14 protein-coding genes and 1 pseudogene are annotated in these 20,216 nt (G+C 72.0%); 6 read left to right on the forward strand and 9 right to left on the reverse strand.

Going from position 1 to position 20,216, the window contains the following annotated elements; translation table 11 throughout:
- Positions 1–96: 96 nt before the first annotated feature.
- The 5 genes and pseudogenes from M6G08_RS21570 to M6G08_RS21590 form a co-directional block, all read right to left on the reverse strand.
- Complete coding sequence (locus tag M6G08_RS21570; protein WP_272588800.1) at positions 97–1,098, reverse strand: LacI family DNA-binding transcriptional regulator; 1,002 nt, start codon at positions 1,096–1,098, stop codon at positions 97–99.
- 74 nt (positions 1,099–1,172) lie between these two features.
- The gene (locus M6G08_RS21575; RefSeq protein WP_272588801.1) at positions 1,173–5,462 is read right to left on the reverse strand and encodes a discoidin domain-containing protein; all 4,290 of its coding nucleotides are present in this window, start codon (positions 5,460–5,462) and stop codon (positions 1,173–1,175) included.
- 241 nt (positions 5,463–5,703) lie between these two features.
- Positions 5,704–6,714 carry a LacI family DNA-binding transcriptional regulator gene (locus M6G08_RS21580; protein WP_272588802.1) on the reverse strand — a complete coding sequence of 337 codons (1,011 nt, stop codon included), beginning with the start codon at positions 6,712–6,714 and terminating at the stop codon, positions 5,704–5,706.
- Positions 6,715–6,829: 115 nt separating this feature from the next.
- On the reverse strand, positions 6,830–7,735 hold the full coding sequence (locus tag M6G08_RS21585) for an endonuclease/exonuclease/phosphatase family protein (RefSeq protein ID WP_272588803.1): 906 nt from the start codon (positions 7,733–7,735) through the stop codon (positions 6,830–6,832).
- Positions 7,736–7,918: 183 nt separating this feature from the next.
- A pseudogene (locus tag M6G08_RS21590) lies at positions 7,919–8,630 on the reverse strand (FadR/GntR family transcriptional regulator).
- 309 nt (positions 8,631–8,939) lie between these two features.
- Here M6G08_RS21590 and M6G08_RS21595 point away from each other — a divergent pair.
- Genes M6G08_RS21595 through M6G08_RS21615 form a run of 5 tightly spaced genes read left to right on the forward strand, consistent with a single transcriptional unit; the run spans position 8,940 to position 13,736 of the window.
- The gene (locus M6G08_RS21595) at positions 8,940–10,106 is read left to right on the forward strand and encodes an NAD(P)/FAD-dependent oxidoreductase (RefSeq protein ID WP_272588804.1); all 1,167 of its coding nucleotides are present in this window, start codon (positions 8,940–8,942) and stop codon (positions 10,104–10,106) included.
- Positions 10,103–10,363 carry a (2Fe-2S)-binding protein gene (locus M6G08_RS21600; protein ID WP_272588805.1) on the forward strand — a complete coding sequence of 87 codons (261 nt, stop codon included), beginning with the start codon at positions 10,103–10,105 and terminating at the stop codon, positions 10,361–10,363. The genes M6G08_RS21595 and M6G08_RS21600 overlap by 4 nt, the downstream gene beginning before the upstream one ends.
- Positions 10,356–11,840 (forward strand): FAD/NAD(P)-dependent oxidoreductase, encoded by a 1,485-nt coding sequence (locus tag M6G08_RS21605; protein ID WP_272588806.1) that lies wholly within the window; start codon positions 10,356–10,358, stop codon positions 11,838–11,840. Before M6G08_RS21600 ends, M6G08_RS21605 begins: the two co-directional genes overlap by 8 nt.
- On the forward strand, positions 11,833–12,732 hold the full coding sequence (locus tag M6G08_RS21610) for a dihydrodipicolinate synthase family protein (RefSeq protein WP_272588807.1): 900 nt from the start codon (positions 11,833–11,835) through the stop codon (positions 12,730–12,732). The genes M6G08_RS21605 and M6G08_RS21610 overlap by 8 nt, the downstream gene beginning before the upstream one ends.
- 2 nt (positions 12,733–12,734) lie before the next feature.
- Positions 12,735–13,736 carry a proline racemase family protein gene (locus M6G08_RS21615; protein WP_272588808.1) on the forward strand — a complete coding sequence of 334 codons (1,002 nt, stop codon included), beginning with the start codon at positions 12,735–12,737 and terminating at the stop codon, positions 13,734–13,736.
- On the opposite strand, the gene M6G08_RS21620 is transcribed toward M6G08_RS21615, so the two are convergent.
- From M6G08_RS21620 to M6G08_RS21635, 4 genes are all read right to left on the reverse strand, one after another.
- A complete protein-coding gene (locus M6G08_RS21620) occupies positions 13,726–16,020 on the reverse strand; it encodes a M9 family metallopeptidase (RefSeq protein WP_443048872.1) in 2,295 nt (764 codons plus the stop codon). The genes M6G08_RS21615 and M6G08_RS21620 overlap by 11 nt on opposite strands.
- Positions 16,021–16,258: 238 nt before the next feature.
- Positions 16,259–16,966 (reverse strand): GntR family transcriptional regulator, encoded by a 708-nt coding sequence (locus M6G08_RS21625; RefSeq protein WP_272588809.1) that lies wholly within the window; start codon positions 16,964–16,966, stop codon positions 16,259–16,261.
- Positions 16,967–17,049: 83 nt separating this feature from the next.
- Complete coding sequence (locus M6G08_RS21630; protein WP_272588810.1) at positions 17,050–18,471, reverse strand: aminopeptidase P family protein; 1,422 nt, start codon at positions 18,469–18,471, stop codon at positions 17,050–17,052.
- Positions 18,472–18,497: 26 nt separating this feature from the next.
- A complete protein-coding gene (locus M6G08_RS21635) occupies positions 18,498–19,013 on the reverse strand; it encodes an ATP-binding protein (RefSeq protein ID WP_272588811.1) in 516 nt (171 codons plus the stop codon).
- Between the two features lie 211 nt (positions 19,014–19,224).
- Here M6G08_RS21635 and M6G08_RS21640 point away from each other — a divergent pair, with 211 nt between their 5' ends.
- Entirely contained in the window at positions 19,225–20,199 is a 975-nt protein-coding gene (locus tag M6G08_RS21640) for a LysR family transcriptional regulator (protein WP_272588812.1), read from the forward strand.
- The last annotated feature ends 17 nt before the right edge of the window (positions 20,200–20,216 follow it).

Here is a 20,216-nt window from a genome sequence, read left to right on the forward strand (position 1 = left end):
ACTCAACCACCGTGAACAAGTGAACGCAATATCTCACGCTGATTTCGTAATTGCTCGACAGTTCGCCGTAGATGTTGAGAACCGATTGAGCGCCGGTTACTTGACGGCCGCTTGTGCGGTGGAGCCGCGGACGACGAGTTCCGGTTCGAAGAGCAGCTCCCGGTGCGGGACTTCGGTGCCCTGGATCTGGGCGCAGAGGAGGTCGACGGCGGCGCGTCCCATGGCCTCGATGGGCTGGCGGACGGTGGTGAGGGGTGGTTCGGTGCAGGTCATGAAGGCGGAGTCGTCGTAGCCGACGACGGAGATGTCGTGGGGTACGGCCAGTGAGCGCCGACGAGCGGCGCGTACGGCGCCGAGGGCGAGGGGGTCGCTGGCGCAGATGATGCCGGTGACGCCGCGGTCGATGAGGCGGGAGGCGGCTGCCTGGCCGCCCTCCAGGGAGAACATCGAGCGCTCCACGAACTCCTCGGCCATCGAGCCGCCCGCGGCCTGTACGGCGGCCCGGAGCCTGCGCAGGGAGGGGATGTGGTCGCCCGGGCCCAGCACCAGGCCGATGCGTTGGTGCCCGAGGGAGACCAGGTGTCGCCAGGACTGCTCGACGGCGACGGCGTCGTCGCAGGCGATGCACGGGAAGTCGAGGTCCGGGATGGAGGCGTTGATCAGGACGACCGGGATGTTGCGCTCGGCGAGCAGCCGGTAGTGGTCGTGCGGGGCGTCGGCCTGGGCGAACAGCCCGCCGGCGAAGACGACCCCGGAGACCTGCTGCTGGAGCAGCAACTCGACGTAGTCGGCCTCGGAGACGCCGCCCTTGGTCTGCGTGCACAGCACCGGCGTCAGCCCCTGCTGGGCCAGCGCACCGCCGATGACCTCGGCGAACGCCGGGAAGATCGGGTTCTGGAGCTCGGGCAGGACCAGCCCCACCAGACGCGCCCGCTCGCCCCGCAGCTGGGTCGGCCGCTCGTAGCCCAGCACGTCCAGCGCGCTCAGCACGGACTGCCGGGTCGCCTCCGAAACCCCCGGTTTGTCGTTGAGGACCCGGCTGACCGTGGCCTCGCTGACCCCAACCTTCTTCGCTACTTGAGCAAGTCGTCGCGTCACATGTGCAAGACTAGCGCAAGTCTCGCAAGAGACTTGCGCCAGTCGTCAACCTGTCCGACAAGGTCAGAGCAGGTCTAGGGATTGCGAACGATCTTGAACGTGGACGTCGTGTTCCTGATGTCCACGGCGTTGTCCTCGAGCGTCAGGTTGTTGAAGACGACCTCGCCGACCGCCGGACCCTCCCCGGCCTCCGGCATCTCGTTGGCCCACAGCCCGAAGCCGGACTTGGCGTCGAACGCGTCACCGCTCTTGCGCGCGCCGGAGACCGTGACGTCGGTGAAGACCGTGTCCTTGATCGGGTACTGGGGCTGACCTCCCACGTAGTCCGTCTGGAACATGATGCCGCTGTAGGTCGGGTCGACGATGTCCACGTCGTTGACCCGGATGCCCTGGAACACCTCGGACGCCGAGAACACCCAGATGCCCGGGAAGGTCTGATTGCCCCAGAAGTGCCCGCCGGCCCGGACGATCGAGATGTTCTCGAAGGTCGTCGGATCGGTGCCGAAGCCGTTCATCGGGTAGCCGAAGTCCAGCGAGCTGATGGTGATGCCGGAGTAGACCAGGGTGTCGGCGATGTGGATGTTGCGAAAGGTGTTGTTGTAGCCGCCGTACACGGCCAGCCCCGCCGCGCGCCAGGTCAGTGTCGACGTCAGGTTCTCGTAGAGGTTGTTCTTCATGTCCGCGCCGCCCGCGTCGATCGCCGAGAAGAGCGCGAAGCTGTCGTCACCGGTGGCCCGGGCGTCGTTGTTGGAGACGAGGTTGTCGGTCGAGCCGTTGGTCATGTTGACGGCGTCGGCGAACGTGTTGCGGATCCGGGAGTTCTTGATCGTGACCCGGTCCGTGTTGGCGCCCCAGTACAGGCACACCATGTGCTCGTTCCAGATGTTGTCGATCACGATGTCCGACACGTTGGAGAAGTCGAACACCTTGCCCGGCCCGTCGATGCGGGTGGTGTAGTTGCCGAAGTAGGCGAAGTTCGCGAACGACGAACCCTTCGCGCTCGCGTCGGCCCGGAAGCCGACGTCGGTGTTGTCCTGCGTCGTGGGCGCGTGGAACTGCGTGAACCACGGTCCCGCGCCGACCACCTCGACCGCCTTGCCGTACACCTGGAACTTGCTCGACGTCTGGTAGTCGCCGGGCGGCAGGTACACGCCGACGAGCTTGCCCGTGGAGTCCATCCGGACCCGGTCGAGCGCGTTCTGCACGTCCTGGTGGGTGAATCCGGCGGGCACCGCGTACGCCGCCGGGTCCGGGTTGGCCACCGGCGCGACCTGCTCCAGGTTGACGAAGTCGATCGCGTAGTCGGTGGTGTTCGCGGCGTCCTTCTGCAACCGGATCCTGCTCCCCGCCGGGACGGTCTCGCCCAGCATGATGTGCGCCTCGTCGTAGATGTGCCGCGGCGCGCCCGCGCTCGGCGAGTTGCCGGGGGAGGCCTCGGCGCCGTAGAGCCAGGCGTACTTCGAGGTGAGCGGCAGCGCCTTCTTCATGACGCCGTCGACGTACACGTTGATCGTGGAGTCGATGCCGCCGCCGCCCGGGGCGTCCGGGATCGAGAAGCGGGTCACCAGGGTGTTGGTCTCGGCCCGGGTGGTGAACTCGACGTACTCACCGGTCTCGTCGAGGTGCACGGCCTTGCGCCCGGACGCCTCTCCCGCGATGTCGCCGATGGTCCGGTTGGGACCGACCACCTGCGCGCCGCCGCCGGCGGTCCCGTCCTCCGCCTCGTACATGTCGTACGGCATGCCGGCGCCGCGCCCGACGAACAGCGGCTGCGTGGAGGTGTTGTTCTCCCGCTTGACCGGCAGCTCGTTCGCGTCGCCGGCGACCTCGGCCTTCAGGGTGTACGAGCCGTTGGCGGCCTTCCAGGTGCCGAGGCTCACCGCGGGGCTGGTCGAACCGGCGGCGATGACGCCGTCGTGCGCGCCGGTCAGCGTCTTGACGGTGGCGCCCTCGGAGTCGAGGAGGCTCAGCCTCACCTCGTGGCCGCCGCCCGCCGAGTCCTGGGTGCCCTGGTTCCTCAGCGCGACCTTGAAGGTCACGTCGTCACCGGCGGCCGGGCTGCTGGGTGACGTGGTGACCGTGGCGGCCACCAGGTCGGAGCTCCGGACCGGCTTGACCACCAGCGGCTCGGGCCGGGTGTGGGTGTTGTTGGACTCGTTCTGCTCGGTGATCGCCTCCGCCGCGTCGGCGACCGCGCTCAGCTCGTACGACCCGGCGTCCCGGGCCCCGACGGAGGCACTGACCGTCTCCTCGGCACCGGCCTTGAGCGCGCCCACCGCCGCGGTGGCGACCTCCGTGTCGCCCAGGCGCACGACGACCTCGCCCGCCGGGGCGTCGGCCGCACCGCTGTTGCGGACGGTGGCGGACACGGTGATCTCGTCCGACTCCACCGGCGAGGCGGGCGAGGTGGTCAGCTTCGTCACCTCCAGGTCGGGGTTGGGCGCGGGCGTGCCGATCACCTGGAACTCGGCGATCTGCCCGGCCGTCGCCCCGCTGTTGGCGGTGAACCTGAGCCGCACGTCGGCGACCCGCTCACCGACCGGTACGGACACGCTGTTGCCGCCGCTCGCCGGGTCGAAGACGTAGTCCTTCGCGGCGACGAGGCCGGCGAAGCCGGACGCGTCCTGCTCGCGGCCGAGCACCTCGATCCGCTGGGTGCGCTTCGACCAGCTGGTGTCGGGGTTGAGCTTGAGGACGACGCGGTCGACGTCCGCGTTGGCGCCCAGCTTCAGGGTGAGCGTGTTGGGATAGCTGTTCGCGGCGCCCTCCCAGTAGGTGGACGTGTTGTTGTCGTTGGCGTTCTCGGCGGCGTAGGTGTGGATGACGGAGGAGGCGCTGATCGGTTTACCGACGGCCATGTTGGAGCCGTCCCCGGTGCCGGTGCGGGTCACGGAGTTGCTGTCGGCCGACTGGTTGCCGGCCGCGTCCTTGGCCCGCACGAAGTAGGTCACGTTCGCGGACGCGGGCTGGGTGTCGGTGTAGGTGGTCACGTCACCGGCGACGCTCTTGCGCAGCCGGTTGTCGGCGTAGACGTCGTAGGCGGTGACGCCCTTGTTGTCGGTGGAGGCGCCCCAGGTCAGCTTGATCTGCCCGGTGGACGGTTCGGTGAGGGCGAGGTTCGCGGGCGCGGTGGGCGCCTGGGTGTCGCCGGTGTCCGCGCGGCGGGTCACGGAGTTGCTGTTGCCCGACTGGTTGCCGGCCGCGTCCTTGGCCCGCACGAAGTAGGTGACGGTCGTGTCGGACGGCCGGGTGTCGGTGTAGGTGGTGACGTCGCCGGCGACCGAGGTCAGCAGGTCGCCGTCGGCGTAGACGTCGTAGCCGGTGACGGCCGTGTCGTCGCTGGCCGCGTCCCACGTCAGCCTGATCTGGCCGGTGGCGGGCTCGGTGAGGGCGAGGTTCGCCGGTGCGCTCGGGGCCCGGGTGTCACCGGTCGCCGGGCCGTAGACCTCCAGCTCGGAGACCTGGGCGGCCGGATGGCCGGTGTTGGCCGTCACCAGGACGCGCACGTAGCGCGTGGTGGCGGCGTCGAAGGCGATGGTGGCCGACTGACCGCCCGCCGCGTCGAAGGCGTAGGCCTTGGCGGCGGTCAGGTCGGTGAAGTCATCGCCGTTGTCGCTCGCCTGGATCTTCAGGGTCTGGCTGCGGTCCGGCCAGCCGTCCGGCAGCCGCAGCACTACGCGGTCGACGCGGCGGGAGGAGCCGAGGTCGGCCTGGAGCCACTGCGGCAGGGCGTTGTTGGCACTCTCCCAGTAGGTGGCCTTGTTGCCGTCGTTGCCGTTGCCGGGGGCGTACTGCCCGGTGGAGCTGCTCGCCGTCAGCGTGCGACCGGCGGCGAGGTTCGCGGACGACTCCCCGGCCGCGTGCACCTCCAGCTCGGAGAGCTGGGCCGCCGGCCACCCGGTGTTCGCGGTGACGTCGATCCGTACGTAGCGCGTCCGGGTGGCGGGGAAGCTCACGGCGACCGTGTTGCCCGACGCCGGGCTGAAGGTGTACTTCGCCGAGCTCTTCAGCGTGCTGAAGCCGGTGCCGTCCGCGCTGCCCTGCACGGAGAGCGTCTGGTCGCGGCTCTCCCAGCCGGCGGGCAGCCGCAGGACGACCTCGTCGATCCGCTCGGTGGCACCGAGGTCGGTCTGCACCCACTGGGGGAGGCTGCCGCCGCCGCTCTGCCAGTACGAACCCTGGTTCCCGTCGGTGATGTTGGCGGCGCCGTACTCGCCGTGCGAGCTGCTCGCCGCCGTGGGGTCTCCCACGGCGATGTTGGGGCCACCGGCTGCCGTGGCCGACAGCAGCGGACCTCCCAACGCCAGGAGACTGGTCGCGACCACCGTGCACAGGGCACGTGATCTCCAGTTCCGGATTCTCATCTGTCCCCGATCTCCGCCTCGGTTCTCTGTCATTTACGTTGAGCGCTCAGAGAGTTGCAGAGAATTGTTGGGTCGTCCACGGCTAGAGCAGCGGAAATTGACATGCCTGTAACCCTGATGAGTCCCGTGGGACAGTGGAGGGAGCCGGAGCGAGCCTTGGAGCAGGGGCTTTCGCGAGCTACGTCAGACCGTCGCAAGCCAATGTCAGTTACCGCAAGAAGTTGCGGAGAAAATTGTGCCGCTACTCGGCGGAGGCCTGTGCGGTGGAGCCGCGGACGACGAGTTCCGGTTCGAAGAGCAGCTCACCGTGCGGGACTTCGGTGCCCTGGATCTGGGCGCAGAGGAGGTCGACGGCGGCGCGTCCCATGGCCTCGATGGGCTGGCGGACGGTGGTGAGGGGTGGTTCGGTGCAGGTCATGAAGGCGGAGTCGTCGTAGCCGACGACGGAGATGTCGTGGGGTACGGCCAGTGAGCGGCGGCGGGTGGCGCGTACGGCGCCGAGGGCGAGGGGGTCGCTGGCGCAGATGATGCCGGTGACGCCGCGGTCGATGAGGCGGGAGGCGGCTGCCTGGCCGCCCTCCAGGGAGAACATCGAGCGCTCCACGAACTCCTCGGGCAGCTCGGCGTTCATGGCGCCGGCCGCCTCCCGGGCGGCGGCCAGCTTCCGGCGCGAGGGGATGTGGTCCGAGGGGCCGAGGACCAGGCCGATGCGTTGGTGCCCGAGGGAGACCAGGTGTCGCCAGGACTGCTCGACGGCGACGGCGTCGTCGCAGGCGATGCACGGGAAGTCGAGGTTCTCGATCGACGCGTTGATCAGCACCACCGGGATGTTGCGCTCGGCGAGCAGCCGGTAGTGGTCGTGCGGGGCGTCGGCCTGGGCGAACAGCCCGCCGGCGAAGACGACCCCGGAGACCTGCTGCTGGAGCAGCAACTCGACGTAGTCGGCCTCGGAGACGCCGCCCTTGGTCTGCGTGCACAGCACCGGCGTCAGCCCCTGCTGGGCCAGCGCACCGCCGATGACCTCGGCGAACGCCGGGAAGATCGGGTTCTGGAGCTCGGGCAGGACCAGCCCCACCAGACGCGCCCGCTCGCCCCGCAGCTGGGTCGGCCGCTCGTAGCCCAGCACGTCCAGCGCGCTCAGCACGGACTGCCGGGTCGCCTCCGAAACCCCGGGCTTGCCGTTGAGGACCCGGCTGACCGTGGCCTCGCTGACCCCAACCTTCTTCGCCACCTGAGCAAGTCGTCGCGTCACAACGAAAGGCTAACGCAAGCCCCGCAAGCGGCTTGCTCTCGTACCGGATCGCGGCAGTTCCGTCCGGCAGGTGAATCGTGCGGGCGTACGGGCCTTCGGTCCGGCGTGATGCGCCTCAGCCCAGCGTGATCCGAGCGGCGACCGGGAGGTGGTCGCTGCCGGTGGCGGGCAGGGTGCGGATGTGACCGACGGTCGCGGAGCGGGCCATGACCTGGTCGATCCGGACCACCGGGAAAGCGGCGGGGAAGCTGAACGCGACGCCCCGCTCGGCGACGTCCAGCCGCGTGGCCAGCGGGTCGAGGGCGCGGTCGTCGACCGTGCCGTTGAGGTCGCCCAGCAGCACCACCCGGCGCAGCTCCTCGGCCGCGACGGCATCGCCCAGCAGCCCGGCGCTCTCGTCCCGCCAGGCCGACGCCAGGCCGCCCGCGCCGACCCGGACGGAGGGCAGGTGGGCGACGTACACCGCGATCTCGCCGTGCGGTGTGCGGGCCACCGTCCGCAGGCCCCGGCTCCACTCCTCCGTGATGCCGGGCGGTTTGATGTCGAGCGGCCGGGCGTCGGCGAGCGGATGCTTCGACCAGAGTCCGACCGTGCCCTGGACCGCCCGGTACGGATAGTCGGCGGCGAGGGTCCGCGCGTACACGTCGAGCGCCGGGGGCACCAGCTCCTGGAGGGCGATGAGGTCGGGTTCCGCGCCGGCCAGGGCGCGGGCGGTGCCCGCGGGATCGTCGTTCTCGTCGCTGACGTTGTGCTGGACCACGAGCAGGTCGTCGGCGCCGGGCTCGGGCGCGGGCAGCAGCAGCGGACCGAAAAGGTACGTCCAGGCCGTGGCCGGCAGCAGGAGGGCCGCCAGCGCGAGCGGCGACCGGCGTACCAGCGCCAGGACGAGCAGCACCACGACCACCGCACCGAGCCACGGAAGGAACGTCTCCAGCAGACTGCCCAGCCCGAGCGCCGCGTTGGGGACCGCGTCGTGGAACACGAGCAGGGCGGCCGTCAGCACGGCGGCCGCCGCGACCACGCGGCCCCGCGACCGGGCCGGTCGGCCCCCCGCCCGGGAGGCCCGACTCCGCACCCGTGCCGCCAGGTCCCGTGCCCGCGCCATCGGCCCCGGTCGCGGCCGTGTCTCCGCCTGCTCCACCATGCCTCTTCCGTCCACTCGTCCTCCCCCGTCAGGACGAGCCGCCCAGTGGATCAGTTCCCGTCAGGTGTCGTTCCGCGGGCCGCGCGTGAGGTGGTCGTGGTCCGCCGCGGCCTTGGCGAGCAGGGCCGGCATCGCGGTCTCGGCCCGCGCCGGGTCCCGGTCCCGGACGGCGTCCAGGACCGCGCGGTGGCTCGGGACCGGGTCGTCGGCGTCTCGTGGGCGTGGACCAGCCGGTCGCGTTCCCTGAGCCCCGGCTCCAGGAGCATGTCCATCCTGCGCGGCAGCTCGTTGCCGGTGGCGGCCAGCAGGGCCAGGTGGAACGCGGCGTCCGCCTCGGCGGCAGCGGCGGGGCCCAGGCCGGTCCGGCCCATGGCGCCCAGGGCGCTCTCCAGGGCCGCCAGGTCGGCGTCCGTACGGTGCGGGGCGGCCCGGCGCGCGGCGGCGGGCTCGACGATGGACCGTACGTCGGCGAGGCCGCGCAGCGGCGGACCGGCGTCTCCGGTCTCCGTCCGGCGGCGGATCACGTCGGCGTCCAGGAGGTCCCAGTGTGCGCGCTCCCGGACGAAGGTGCCGCGCTTGTGCCGGGCGTCGGTCAGCCCCTAGCCCGCGAGCACCTTCAGCGCCTCCCGCGTCACCGCCAGGCTCACGTCCAGCTCCGCCCCGAGCGCGCCGATGTCGAGGATCTCGCCCTGGCGATCTCGCCGCCCACGATGCGTGCGCCCAGCCGGTGCACGACCTGTCCGTGCACGTCGCGGCCGGAGTAGGACGCCATGCGGCGCTCCCGGGAGTGACTCGTGGGTGAAGCGGTTCGCGGGATCGCTCGCCGGGACTCGGTGGACTCGGGCATACGGCGCCGCCCGGCGGGGCGTTGAGCACGGCCGGTCCGGCGCGGTGCGGCAGGCACTCCCAGGCACCCCGGGTGGCGACCGCGAAGGCGCCGGCGGTGACCGCACGGCCAGACGGTCGGCCGGGGCCAGTCCGTGGCTCCGGCCGCTCACGGACGCTGACGAGCCGTTGTGTTCCAGCAGGCCGGATGGATAGCCTGATCGATGGCATGTGACATTTTACCGAGGAGGGGTCGATGGCCCTGAAGGTCGTCGTCGTGGGCGGGGGAGTGGTCGGTGCCGCCTGCGCCTTCCACGCCGCTTCGGCGGGCCTGGACGTCACGGTCGTCGACCGCGGGCCCGTCGGTGCCGGGACCACGAGCCGCGGTGAGGGAAACGTCCTGCTCTCCGACAAGGAACCGGGACCCGAACTCGACCTGGCCCGCCTGAGCCGCACGCTGTGGGACGAGGCCGGGGACGAACTCGGCGCCGACTCCCTCGAACTGGAGCCCAAGGGAGGCCTGGTCGTCGCGCGTACGACCGAAGGGCTCGCGGCGCTCGGCGGGTTCGCCGCACGGCAGTCGGCGGCAGGCGTGCGCGTCGAGCCGGTCGACCGCGTCCGCGAACTCGAACCCCACCTCGCCCCGGGCATCCCCGGCGGCGTCCACTACCCGCAGGACGCCCAGGTGCAGCCCGTGCTGGCGGCGGCGGCCCTGCTGCGCGGGGCCGTGGAGCGCGGAGCCCGCACGCGGACGGCCGAGGTCACCGCCGCGGTGACCGGCCGCGACGGCGAGGTCACCGGCGTCCGGACGGCCGCCGGTGACCTGCTGCCCGCCGACGCCGTCGTCAACGCCGCCGGCACCTGGGGCGGCGAGGTCGGCCGCCGGCTCGGCGCGTCCGTGGAGGTACTGCCGCGCCGCGGCTTCGTCCTCGTGACCGAACCCATGCCGCCGATGGTCCGGCACAAGGTCTACTCCGCCGACTACGTCGCGAACGTCGCCTCCTCCGACGCCGGCCTGGAGACCTCGTGCGTCGTCGAGGGAACCCGCGGCGGCACGATCCTCATCGGCGCCAGCCGCGAACGCGTCGGCTTCGACACGACGCTGAACCCCGCCGTGGTCACCCGCCTCGCCGCACAGGCGTGCGCGCTCTTCCCCTTCCTGCGGAACACCCACCTGATCCGGACCTACCGCGGATTCAGGCCGTACTGCCCGGACCACCTGCCGGTCGTCGGCCCGGACCCGCGCGCCCCGGGCGTCGTCCACGCCTGCGGCCACGAGGGCGCCGGCATCGGGCTGGCCCCCGCGACCGGTGCCCTGGTGACGGCCCAGCTGCTCGGCCGTCCCTGGCGGGGAGCCGACCCGGCGGCGCACACCGCACTGCTGCCCGACCGCTTCCTCACCCCGAAAGGTGCTGCCCAGTGAGCCGGTTCAGCGTCGACGGCGAACCGCTGGGGTTCGTCGAGGGACAGACCGTCGCCGCGGCCCTCGTGGCCGCGGGCCGGGTCGCCTGGCGCACCACCCGCGTCGGGCGCCGTCCGCGCGGCGTCTTCTGCGGGATCGGCGTCTGCTTCGACTGCCTGGTGACCGTCGACGGAGTGGGCGGGCAGCGGGCCTGCCTGATACCGGCCCGCGCGGGCCTGACCGTCACGACACGGACCCAGGAGGACGGCGATGAGTGAGACGGCGGACCTCGTCGTCGTGGGAGCGGGGCCGGCCGGCCTGGCCGCGGCGGCCACCGCCCTGACCGGGGGCCTGCGCGTCACCCTCGTCGACTCGGGCGCAGCCGTGGGCGGCCAGTACTGGCGGCACCCGCCGGACCACGCACGACGGACGATCCCCACCGCCGGCCTCCACCACGGGCTGCGCGAGTACCGCGCCCTGCGCCGGGCGCTGTCGGCGGCCGGCGCGCGGGGCCGGCTCGACCTGCGCCTGGCCCACCACGTCTGGTGCGTGACCCGCGACGGCGACGGCGAAGACGGCGGGGCCGGGGCCGGCTTCACGGTGCACGCCGTCGACCGGCGCCGGGCGCCGCAGGAGACCGCCGTAGTGGTGCGCGCGCCCCGCCTGCTGGTGGCGACCGGAGCCTACGACCGGCAGCTGCCCTTCCCCGGCTGGGACCTGCCCGGTGTGCTCACCGTCGGCGGCCTGCAAGCGCTGCTCAAGGGCGGCGCGGTGGTGGCGGGCAGCCGCGTCGCCCTGGGCGGCACCGGGCCGTTCCTGCTGCCGGTGGCCGCCGCACTCGCGGCCCGCGGCGCCGAAGTGGCCGCCGTGTGCGAGGCCGCCGACCCGCGGGCCTGGCTGCGCTCGCCCGGTCCGCTGCTGCGCAACCCCGCCAAGTGGGCCGAAGGGGCACGGTACGGCGCCACGCTCGCCCGCCACCGCGTCCGGATCCGCCCGCGCACGGCGATCGTCGCCGCCGAGGGCACCGACCGCGTCTCCCGCGTCCGGATCGCCTCCCTGGCACCCGACGGCAGCCCCCGCCCGGGCACCGAACGCCGAGTCGAGGTCGACACCGTGGGCGTCGGATGGGGCTTCGCACCCCAGCTCGACCTGCTTCTCCCGCTCGGCTGCGACCTCACCGACTCCGACGACGGCAACGCGGTCGTCGCCGTCGACGCCGGACAGCGCACCACCGTGCCCGGGCTCTACGCGGCGGGGGAGGTGTGCGGGGTGGGCGGAGCGCGCCTGTCGCTCGCCGAGGGCCGGCTCGCCGCCGAGTCGGTCCTCGCCGACGGGGGAGCCGCGCCCGCCCTCGGCAGGAGGCGCCTGGCCGCGGTGCGCGCCACGGTGAACGGGCAGCGAGCCTTCGCCCGGGCCATGGGCCGTGCCCACCCGGTCCCGCAGGCCTGGTCGCGGTGGCTGACCGACGACACCGTCGTGTGCCGGTGCGAGGAGGTGACCGCGGGCGCCGTCCGCGCCGCCCGCGCCGACGGCGGGGCCCACGACCACCGCCAGGTCAAACAACTCACCCGGGTCGGCATGGGGTGGTGCCAGGGCCGGATCTGCGGTCCCGCGGTGCACTGCCTCGTGGCACCGCACCAGGCCTACACACCCACCGAACGGCTCATCGCGACCCCCGTCACCCTCGGCGCCCTCGCCGACCTGGACCAGGCCGGCCGGACCCCGGAAGGAACAGAAGGAGCAGCACATGAGTGAGCAGCACCGCAAGCCCTGGCACGGCGTCGTCGTCGCCACGAGCCTGCCCTTCAACGCCGATCTCACGGTCGACTACGGCGCCTACGCGCGGAGCGTCGCCCGGCTCGCCGAGGAGGGACTGCACGGAGTCGCGCCGAACGGCTCGCTCGGCGAGTACCAGACACTGACGTACGAGGAGCGCGACCGCGTCGTCGAGACGGCCCTCGCCGCCGCCCCCGAAGGGTTCACCGTCATGCCCGGGGTCGGGGCCTACGGCGGCGCGGAGGCCAGGCGGCACGCCGAGTTCGCCAGGGACGCCGGCTGCCAGGCGGTCATGTGCCTGCCACCCAACTCCTACCGCGCCGACGACCGCGCGGTCCTCGAACACTTCGAACTGGTCGCCTCGGCCGGTCTCCCCGTCACCGCGTACAACAACCCCATCGACACCAAGGTCGACCTGCGCCCCGAGCTGCTCGCCAAACTGCACGCCGAGGGGTTCATCGTCGGCGTCAAGGAGTTCTCCGGCGACGTCCGGCGCTGCTACGAGATCTCCGAACTGGCCCCCGGCCTCGACCTCATGATCGGCACCGACGACACGGTCCTGGAGGTCGCCATCGCCGGCGCCAAGGGCTGGGTCGCCGGATACCCGCAGGTCTTCCCCCGTGCCTGCCTCGCGCTGTACGAGGCCTCGCTCGCCGGCGACCTCGACACCGCCCTGCCGCTCTACCGCCGACTGCACCCGGTGCTGCGCTGGGACAGCAGGACGGAGTTCGTCCAGGCCATCAAGCTCGGCCAGGACATGACCGGCCGGCGCGGCGGTGCGTGCCGGCCGCCCAGGCAGCCGCTCACCCCGCAGACGGAGGCCGCCGTGCGCGCCACCACCCAGGCCCTCATCGACGCCGGGACCGACTGACGATGCGCTCGAAGGTCTGCTACCACGCCGTCGACTCCCACACCGAGGGCATGCCGACCCGCGTGATCACGGGCGGTGTCGGTGTCCTCCCCGGGGCGACGATGTTCGAGCGGCGGCAGCGTTTCGTCGCGGAACGCGACCATCTGCGCACCCTGCTCATGTGCGAACCGCGCGGGCACGCCTCGATGTCCGGCGCCATCCTCCAGCCCCCGACCCGCCCGGACGCCGACTTCGGCGTCCTCTACATCGAGGTCTCCGGCTGCCTGCCGATGTGCGGGCACGGCACGATCGGCGTCGCCACCGTCCTCGTCGAGACGGGGATGGTCGAGGCCGCCGAACCGGAGACGGCCGTACGGCTCGACACACCCGCCGGACTGGTCACCGCCCGGGTCCGGGTGCGCGACGGCCGCGCCGAATCGGTGACCCTGGAGAACGTCGCCTCGTACTGCCACGCCCTCGACCAGGTCGTCGACGTCGACGGGTACGGGCCGGTGCGCTACGACATCGCCTACGGCGGCAACTTCTACGCCTTCGTCCGGCTGGAGGACCTGAGGATCCCGTTCGACCGGTCCCACAAGCAGCGCATGCTCGACGCCGGGCTGGCCATCATGGACGCGATCAACACGCGGAACCCGGTGGCCCACCCGGAGAACCCCGGGATCGACACGTGCCACCACGTCTACCTGGAAGCGCCCGGATCGACCGCGGAGCACTCCCGGCACGCCATGGCGATCCATCCCGGGTGGTTCGACCGTTCGCCCTGCGGTACGGGCACCAGCGCACGCATGGCGCAACTGCACGCCCGCGGTCTCCTGCCGGCCGGCCGGGACTTCGTCAACGAGTCGTTCATCGGCTCCCGCTTCGTCGGCCGCATCATCGGCGAGACGACGGTCGGGGACCGCCCGGCCGTCCTCCCGTCGGTCACCGGACGCGCCTGGATCACCGGAACCGCCCAGTACCTGCTCGACCCGTCGGACCCCTACCCGGCGGGCTTCACCCTCTGAGCGGCCTCGCCCCCGTCTCGTACCGGGTGGCCACGGTGACGCCGGAGAAGCTCTCCGCCCCGTGCAGGGTGACGTAGTGGTAGCCGGCCGGGGGATCGGTGACGGTCAGGGTGTGGCTGTTGCCCGCACCGGTCGAGCCGCTGGTGTGGCTGGTGCGGGTGGCCCAGCCGCTGTCGCTGTAGTACAGGTCGGCGTCACCCGTGCCGCCGGAGACGGTGATCTCCAGCCGGTTCACGCCGGACGGGAGGTGCAGGTACAGATAGTCGTCGGCCCCCGCGGCGCCGGACCGGTCGCCGCGCCGGCAGTCGCGGTCCAGCACCCGGGTGTCCGGGGCGGCGCACTCGGGCACCGAGCCGCAGCCGCCCGCGGCGCAGCCGGCGAGCCAGGTGTACCAGTCGGCGTCGTACCGCGTGCCGATGGTGCGGGTGAGGTGGTCGCGCGCCGCGTTCCAGTCGCCGGAGCGGTAGTGGCCGAGCACCGTCGCCATGTCGGCGGGGTGCCGCTCCAGCATGTACCGGACGGCGAGGTAGCCCCAGCGGTAGACGCGCGTCGTGTCGTGGCTGTAATTGGTGTCGAACAGGGTGCTCAGGGCGTAGGTGCCTTTGCCGGCCTCCGCCACCGCCTCTTCGTAGACGATGCCGCGGTAGGAGTAGGAGAGGTACTCCGCGAAGCCCTCGATCCACCAGACGGTCGGGGTGGCGACGTTGGCGGCGAAGTCGCCGTACATGTCGAACCGGCCGTCGAGGTAGTGGGTGTACTCGTGGTTGAGGTTCCAGATCCGGAAGTCCGGGCGCAGCCACTCGGCCTCGTAGGCGATGAAGCGGGCCTGGTTGCCGGCGGCCGCCGGATCGCCCTCCAGGTACATGCCGCCGTTGTTGGTGTCGATGCCGTACATGGCACCGGCGTAGGTCTGGTAGTCGGTGCTGGAGTCGAAGACCACGACCTCGATGGTGTCGTTGCGGTCGCCGGCGACGGGACCGTCGTCCTTGACGGCCTCGTGGAAGTGGGCGTCCTGTGCGCGCAGGCCGGCGCAGCTCGCGGACAGCTCGCCCGGGGTCATCTGCTGCGCCCTGATGGTGATGGCCGGGCCGCATGCGTGGGTCACCGGCAGTACGGCCCGCGCCAGTTGCGCCTGGAGGTCGCACGTGCCGTAGTACGAGCAGTTGGACCTGTCGTAGTAGTCCGTCATCTCGGCGACGCCGACCCACAGCGGCGCAGTGGCACCGGTGATCGAGCTCGCGTCGAGCAGGCCGGACGCCAGCGGGCGGACCTCGGCGCGCAGCGCGGAGTGCTGCAGGAACCTGCCGAGTTCACGTCCGGCGTTCGACGTGAGGTAGGACTGGCCGGTCCCCAGGAGCGCGTGGTGGTCGCAGGCGAAGCGGTACAGCGAGTCGAGCAGGCCGGGGTCCGTCCGCACGGCCATCACGAACTCGGGCACCTGGTGGCCGCGGAACGTCACGGTGTACACGTTGTTGACCGCGTTGAGCATCGACCACGACGCGTTCCACGACGCGTCGTAGTCCGCCAGCAGCCGCCGCAGCACGTGGATGTAGCGGGCATTCTCCTCGGCGCTGTCGATGAGGGTGACGGCCTCGGCGAGAGTCTCGCCGTTGGCGTCGGTGACGTCCCGGGAGCGGGGACTGGCGAAGAAGGCGTCCAGGCCCGAGCGGATCGCGGTCCGCAGCGCGTCGCCGTACGCGCCCACGGCGTCCGGGTAGTAGTACTGGACGTAGTAGCCGGCCCGCAGGTAGAGCACGAGCTGCGGCATGCCGGTACTGGGATCGCCGGGATAGGACGCCGAACTGTCGCGGACCGCGTACGCGACGGAGGTCATCTGGGCTTCCCGGAAGGCGCCGTGGGCGTCGCTGCCGGTCAGCTCGAACAGGGTGTTGACGCAGTCGGTCGTGGACGCCTTGATCTGCCGGACCAGCGCGTTGCCGGTGCGGCCGGTGAAGTCGGAGGCGTCGCAGGCGGCGACGTCCGCCGGCTTCTTCGCGCTGTGCTTCCCGCCGTCCTGCCGGAGCGCGTCCTTGCTCGCCGCCAACGGCGGTATGCGGGACGGCTTCTGCCGCCCCTTGCCGACGTGTGCGCTGTCGGCGGTGGCGGTCTGTGCCGTGGGTGCCGGGCCGCTGTCCGTCCCTCCGGGCGCCACGGTGCGCGCGGCCGGTGCGGAGGCACCGGGCAGGGCGGCGGCCGGTTGAGCGAGCAGGCCGGCGCCCATGGCGCACGTCAGGGCCAGGGGCAGCACCGCGCCCAGACTTCGGCGTACGAACGTGGTTCTCACTGAGCCTCCCATGAGGGGATGGGCCACGCGACGGGCGTGGCCGATGGGATGGAACAGGTCGGGGAGTCAGGCAACGGGTCATGCGCCTCGGCTGAGAGAAGAGCCGGCTGGGACTGTTTGGCATGGTCATGACTGAACCTGTGACATGTACCATTGCACAGGTGACATGACTTGGGGAAGGCGCCGGAGGGAACTCAGTACTTCCCTGGTGGGCCGGGAGAGTGCCCCGTGGGCAGGGCTACCGGTCGCCGGTCCGAAGCGCCTGCTCGCCGTCCTCCGCACCGTCCGCGCCGTCGGCCCACAGGGTGCGGATGTGCGAGAGGTGGCGGCGCATGCAGTCCTCCGCCTCCTGCGCGCGGCCTGCCACGATCAGGTCGAGGAGCTCGATGTGTTCCCGCGCCGAAGCCACCAGGCGCCCCGACTCGTTGAGGTCGCCCAGCCCGTACAGGCGCGAGCGCTTGCGCAGGTCGGCCACCACCTCGACCAGGTGCTGGTTCCCGGCGAGCGACAGCAGTTCGAGGTGGAAGCGGTGGTCGGCTTCCAGGTACTTGAGGACGTCGTGCTCCTGAGCCGACGTCACGATCTGCCGCGCCAGCGGGCGCAGTTCCTCCAGCCGCTCGGCCGGCACCGTCCGGGCGACCCGGCCCACGGTGGGAACCTCGATGAGGGTGCGGATGTCCGTGAACTCGTCGAGGTCCCGGTCGGTCATCTCGGTGATGCGGAACCCCTTGTTGCGGACCGCTTCCACCAGGCCCTCCCGGGCCAGGTCGAGCATCGCCTCGCGGACCGGGGTGGCCGAGACGCCCAGTTCCGCGGCGAGCGTCGGCGCGGAGTAGACGACGCCGGGGCGCAGTTCACCGGCGATGAGCGCGGCCCGGACGGCGTCGGCCACCTGGTCCCGCAGATGTGTCTGGACCGAGATCACCTGCGACGTGAGATGAGGCATGTGTGCTCCTCCGAGCCCTCGGTCCGATCACCTCCCACTATACAATGTCACGTTGTTCTGAAACGGGGACGAACAGGACCCGCTCAGCTGGACGGGGACGCCACCCACTCCTCCACCTCGTCCGCGCCGCGCGGCAGCCCGGACGACAGACACTGCGCCCCGTCGGCCGTGATGACGAAGTCGTCCTCGATCCGTACGCCGATGCCGCGCAGCTCCTCGGGGACCGTCAGGTCGTCGGGCTGGAAGTACAGGCCGGGCTCGACGGTGAGGACATGGCCGGGCTCGAGCGTCCCGCCCAGGTAGGTCTCGTCGCGGGCCTTCGCGCAGTCGTGGCAGTCCAGCCCGAGCATGTGGCCCGAACCGCACACCGTGTACCGGCGGTACAGGCCGGACACCGGGGTCGACGCCGTCGCGCCGGGCGGCCGCAGACCCCAGCCGTCGAGCCCTTCGGCGATGACGCGCATCGCGGCCTCGTGGAAGTCGCCGTACCGCGCGCCGGGCCGCAGCGCGGCGATGCCGGCCGACTGGGCGGCGAACACGAGGTCGTAGACCCGCCGTTGGACGTCGGTGAAGCGTCCGCCGACCGGCAGGGTCCGGGTGACGTCCCCGGTGTAGAAGGTGTCGGCCTCGACGCCGGCGTCGAGCAGCAGCAGGTCGCCGTCGCGCACCGGACCGTCATTGCTCATCCAGTGCAGGACGCAGGCGTGCGCCCCGGCCGCCGCGATCGTCTCGAATCCCAGGCCGTAACCGTCCAGCCGGGCCCGCCGGTTGAAGGTGCCCTCGATCCAGCGCTCACCCCGCGCCAGGCGGGTGGCCCGGTCCAGCTCGCCCACGACGTCGTGGAATCCGGCGACCGTGCTGCCCACGGCCGCACGGAGCTGGTCCACCTCCCACTCGTCCTTGACCAGCCGCGACTCGGCCAGGAAGCCCTCCAGCTCCGCCTCGGCCCGGCGAGCGGGCGCCACCAGCGAGTCGACGAGCGCGTCGACGCCGCGTACCACCCGGGTCGGTACCTCGCGTGCGAGGGCAGGCCGCAGTCCGTCACGGGCGGCGGCCTCGATGCCGAGGGCGTCCGCCGTCTCGGCCAGGGTCCGGCGCCGCCCGACCCAGAACTCCCCGTACCGCCGGTCACTGTGGAACTCCGCGCCGTCCGGCCCGCCGTCACGCGGCGACCGCGGCCGGGTGAAGAGCGTCACCGAGTGCCCGCTCCCCGTGGGTTCGAGGACCAGGACGCTGTCCGGGACCGCGTGTGTTCCCTGCTCACCGGTGAGGTGGACGAACGCGGAGTGCGGACGGAAGGTGTGGTCGAAGTCGTTGCTCCTGACCTTCAGCCCGCCCGACGGGACGACGATCCGCTCACCGGGGAACCGCTCGGACAGCGCCGAGCGCCGCTTGGCCGCCCACGCCGCCCCGGTCAGCGCCGGCAGTCTCCGCTCCGTTTCCGCCCAACCTCCCCGGAACGGATCGGGGTGCGGGGCCGTACCCCCGCCGTCGTGCTGTTCCATCAGCGGTGGACCTCCATGCGTTCGGTTCACGTCGTCAGCAACCTGCTCAGCAGTTCCGCGCCCCCGCCGGTGAGCGACCAGACCCCGTCGTACGCCGGACCGGCGCCGCCCTCGACGCCCGCGTGGTCCGCTCCGGGAGCCGACCCGGCCACCGCCGCCACCGGAACGACCGCCCAGCAGCGTTTGCCGTGCGCGGTGCGCTCCACGCCGTGCAGGAGGCAGAGGCCGTCGATCAGGACGAGGCCGCGCCCTCCTTCCTGGTCCGGGTCCGCCGCGCGGGCCCGCGGCACCTCCGTGCTGCCGTCGAGGACGGTGATGACCACCAGCCCCTGGTCGAGCGACACCTCGACGATCATGGCACCGCCGCCCGCGTGCACCAGCGCGTTGGTGAGGAGTTCCGACGCCAGCACTTCCACGGGAAGGAGCGACTCGTCGGCCATGGACACGCCCCACGAACGCACGGTCGCCGAGACCCGGCGGCGGGCGCCGCGTACCGCGGCCGCGGTCGCCTCGACGGTGAAGCGGACCCTGGTGGCGGACATGCTGTGTCTCCTCACAAGGCGGTGGGAGCGCGCGGTCACTCCCGCCGGACGGGGCGCGCAGGTGGAGGCTTCCACGACCGTGACGACGGCGACAACCGACCCGGCCATAGGAGAACCGGCGCACGAGGCATAACGTCTGAGCCCCGACCGGACCCGCACGCGCCGGGCTGTCGCACAATGGTCCGGCTTCCCGAGCGGCGAGGTGTGTGCTGTGGAACTCGAGCTGCGTCATCTGCGGGTGCTGTGCGCGATAGCGGACTCCGGCAGCGTGGGGCGGGCCGCCGCCGCGCTCGGCTTCACGCAGCCCGCCCTCAGCACTCAGCTGCGCCGCATCGAGCGGCTGCTCGGCGAGGGGCTGTTCGTGCGTCGCAGCACCGGCGTGGAGCTGACCGCGTACGGTGTGGAGGTCGTGAGCCAGGCCCGGGACATCCTGGCCCGCGCCGACGCCCTCGGCCGACGCCACGGCAACGGCACGCCCGCGGCGGCGACCCGCACCCTCCGGCTCGGAGTCACCAACACCCCCGTGCTGCCGGAGCTGCTGGGCAACCTGCGTGAAGGCTGCCCCCACCTCGCGGTCTCCGTCAGCAGCGTCTACGCCACCGGTGAGCTGATCAGGCTCCTGGAGGCCGGTGAGCTCGACGCGGCACTCGGCATGGACTACCCCGGCCTGCCCCTGCGCCACTCCGCCGACCTGGCGCACCGCGCCATCAACACCGTCCCCGTCTTCGTCGCCATGCACTCCGGACATCCGCTCGCACACCGCGTCGAGGTGCCGTTGCAGGAGCTGTCCGAGGACACCTGGTTCGTCTCCTCCGACGACGGGGTGGGCTGGCCCGGCGCCTTCTACGACGCGTGCCAGGCCGCGGGCTTCACCCCCGCGAGTACGCACGAGCTCCACATCCTCGAACAGCTGCAGGCGATGATCGCCATGGGTCTGGGAGTGGCGGTCGTGCAGCCCACCATCCGCCCCGTCGACGGCGTACTGGTCAAGCCACTGGTCGGCGACCCGCTCTGGCAGCGCCACCTCCTCGTCTGGCGCCGGGACACCGTCGAACCGGCGGTGGCCGAGGCACTGCACCACCACGCCGTCCGCGTCTACCGGAACCTGCTGGCCCGCGCCCCGCACCTGCAGAGCTGGGTGGCCCGCGCCTACACGGCCGCACGCCTGCCGGACAAGCGGCGGTGAGACGAGCCGGGTACGGC

The sequence above is a fragment of the Streptomyces sp. M92 genome, from assembly GCF_028473745.1.
Taxonomy (GTDB): Bacteria; Actinomycetota; Actinomycetes; order Streptomycetales; family Streptomycetaceae; genus Streptomyces.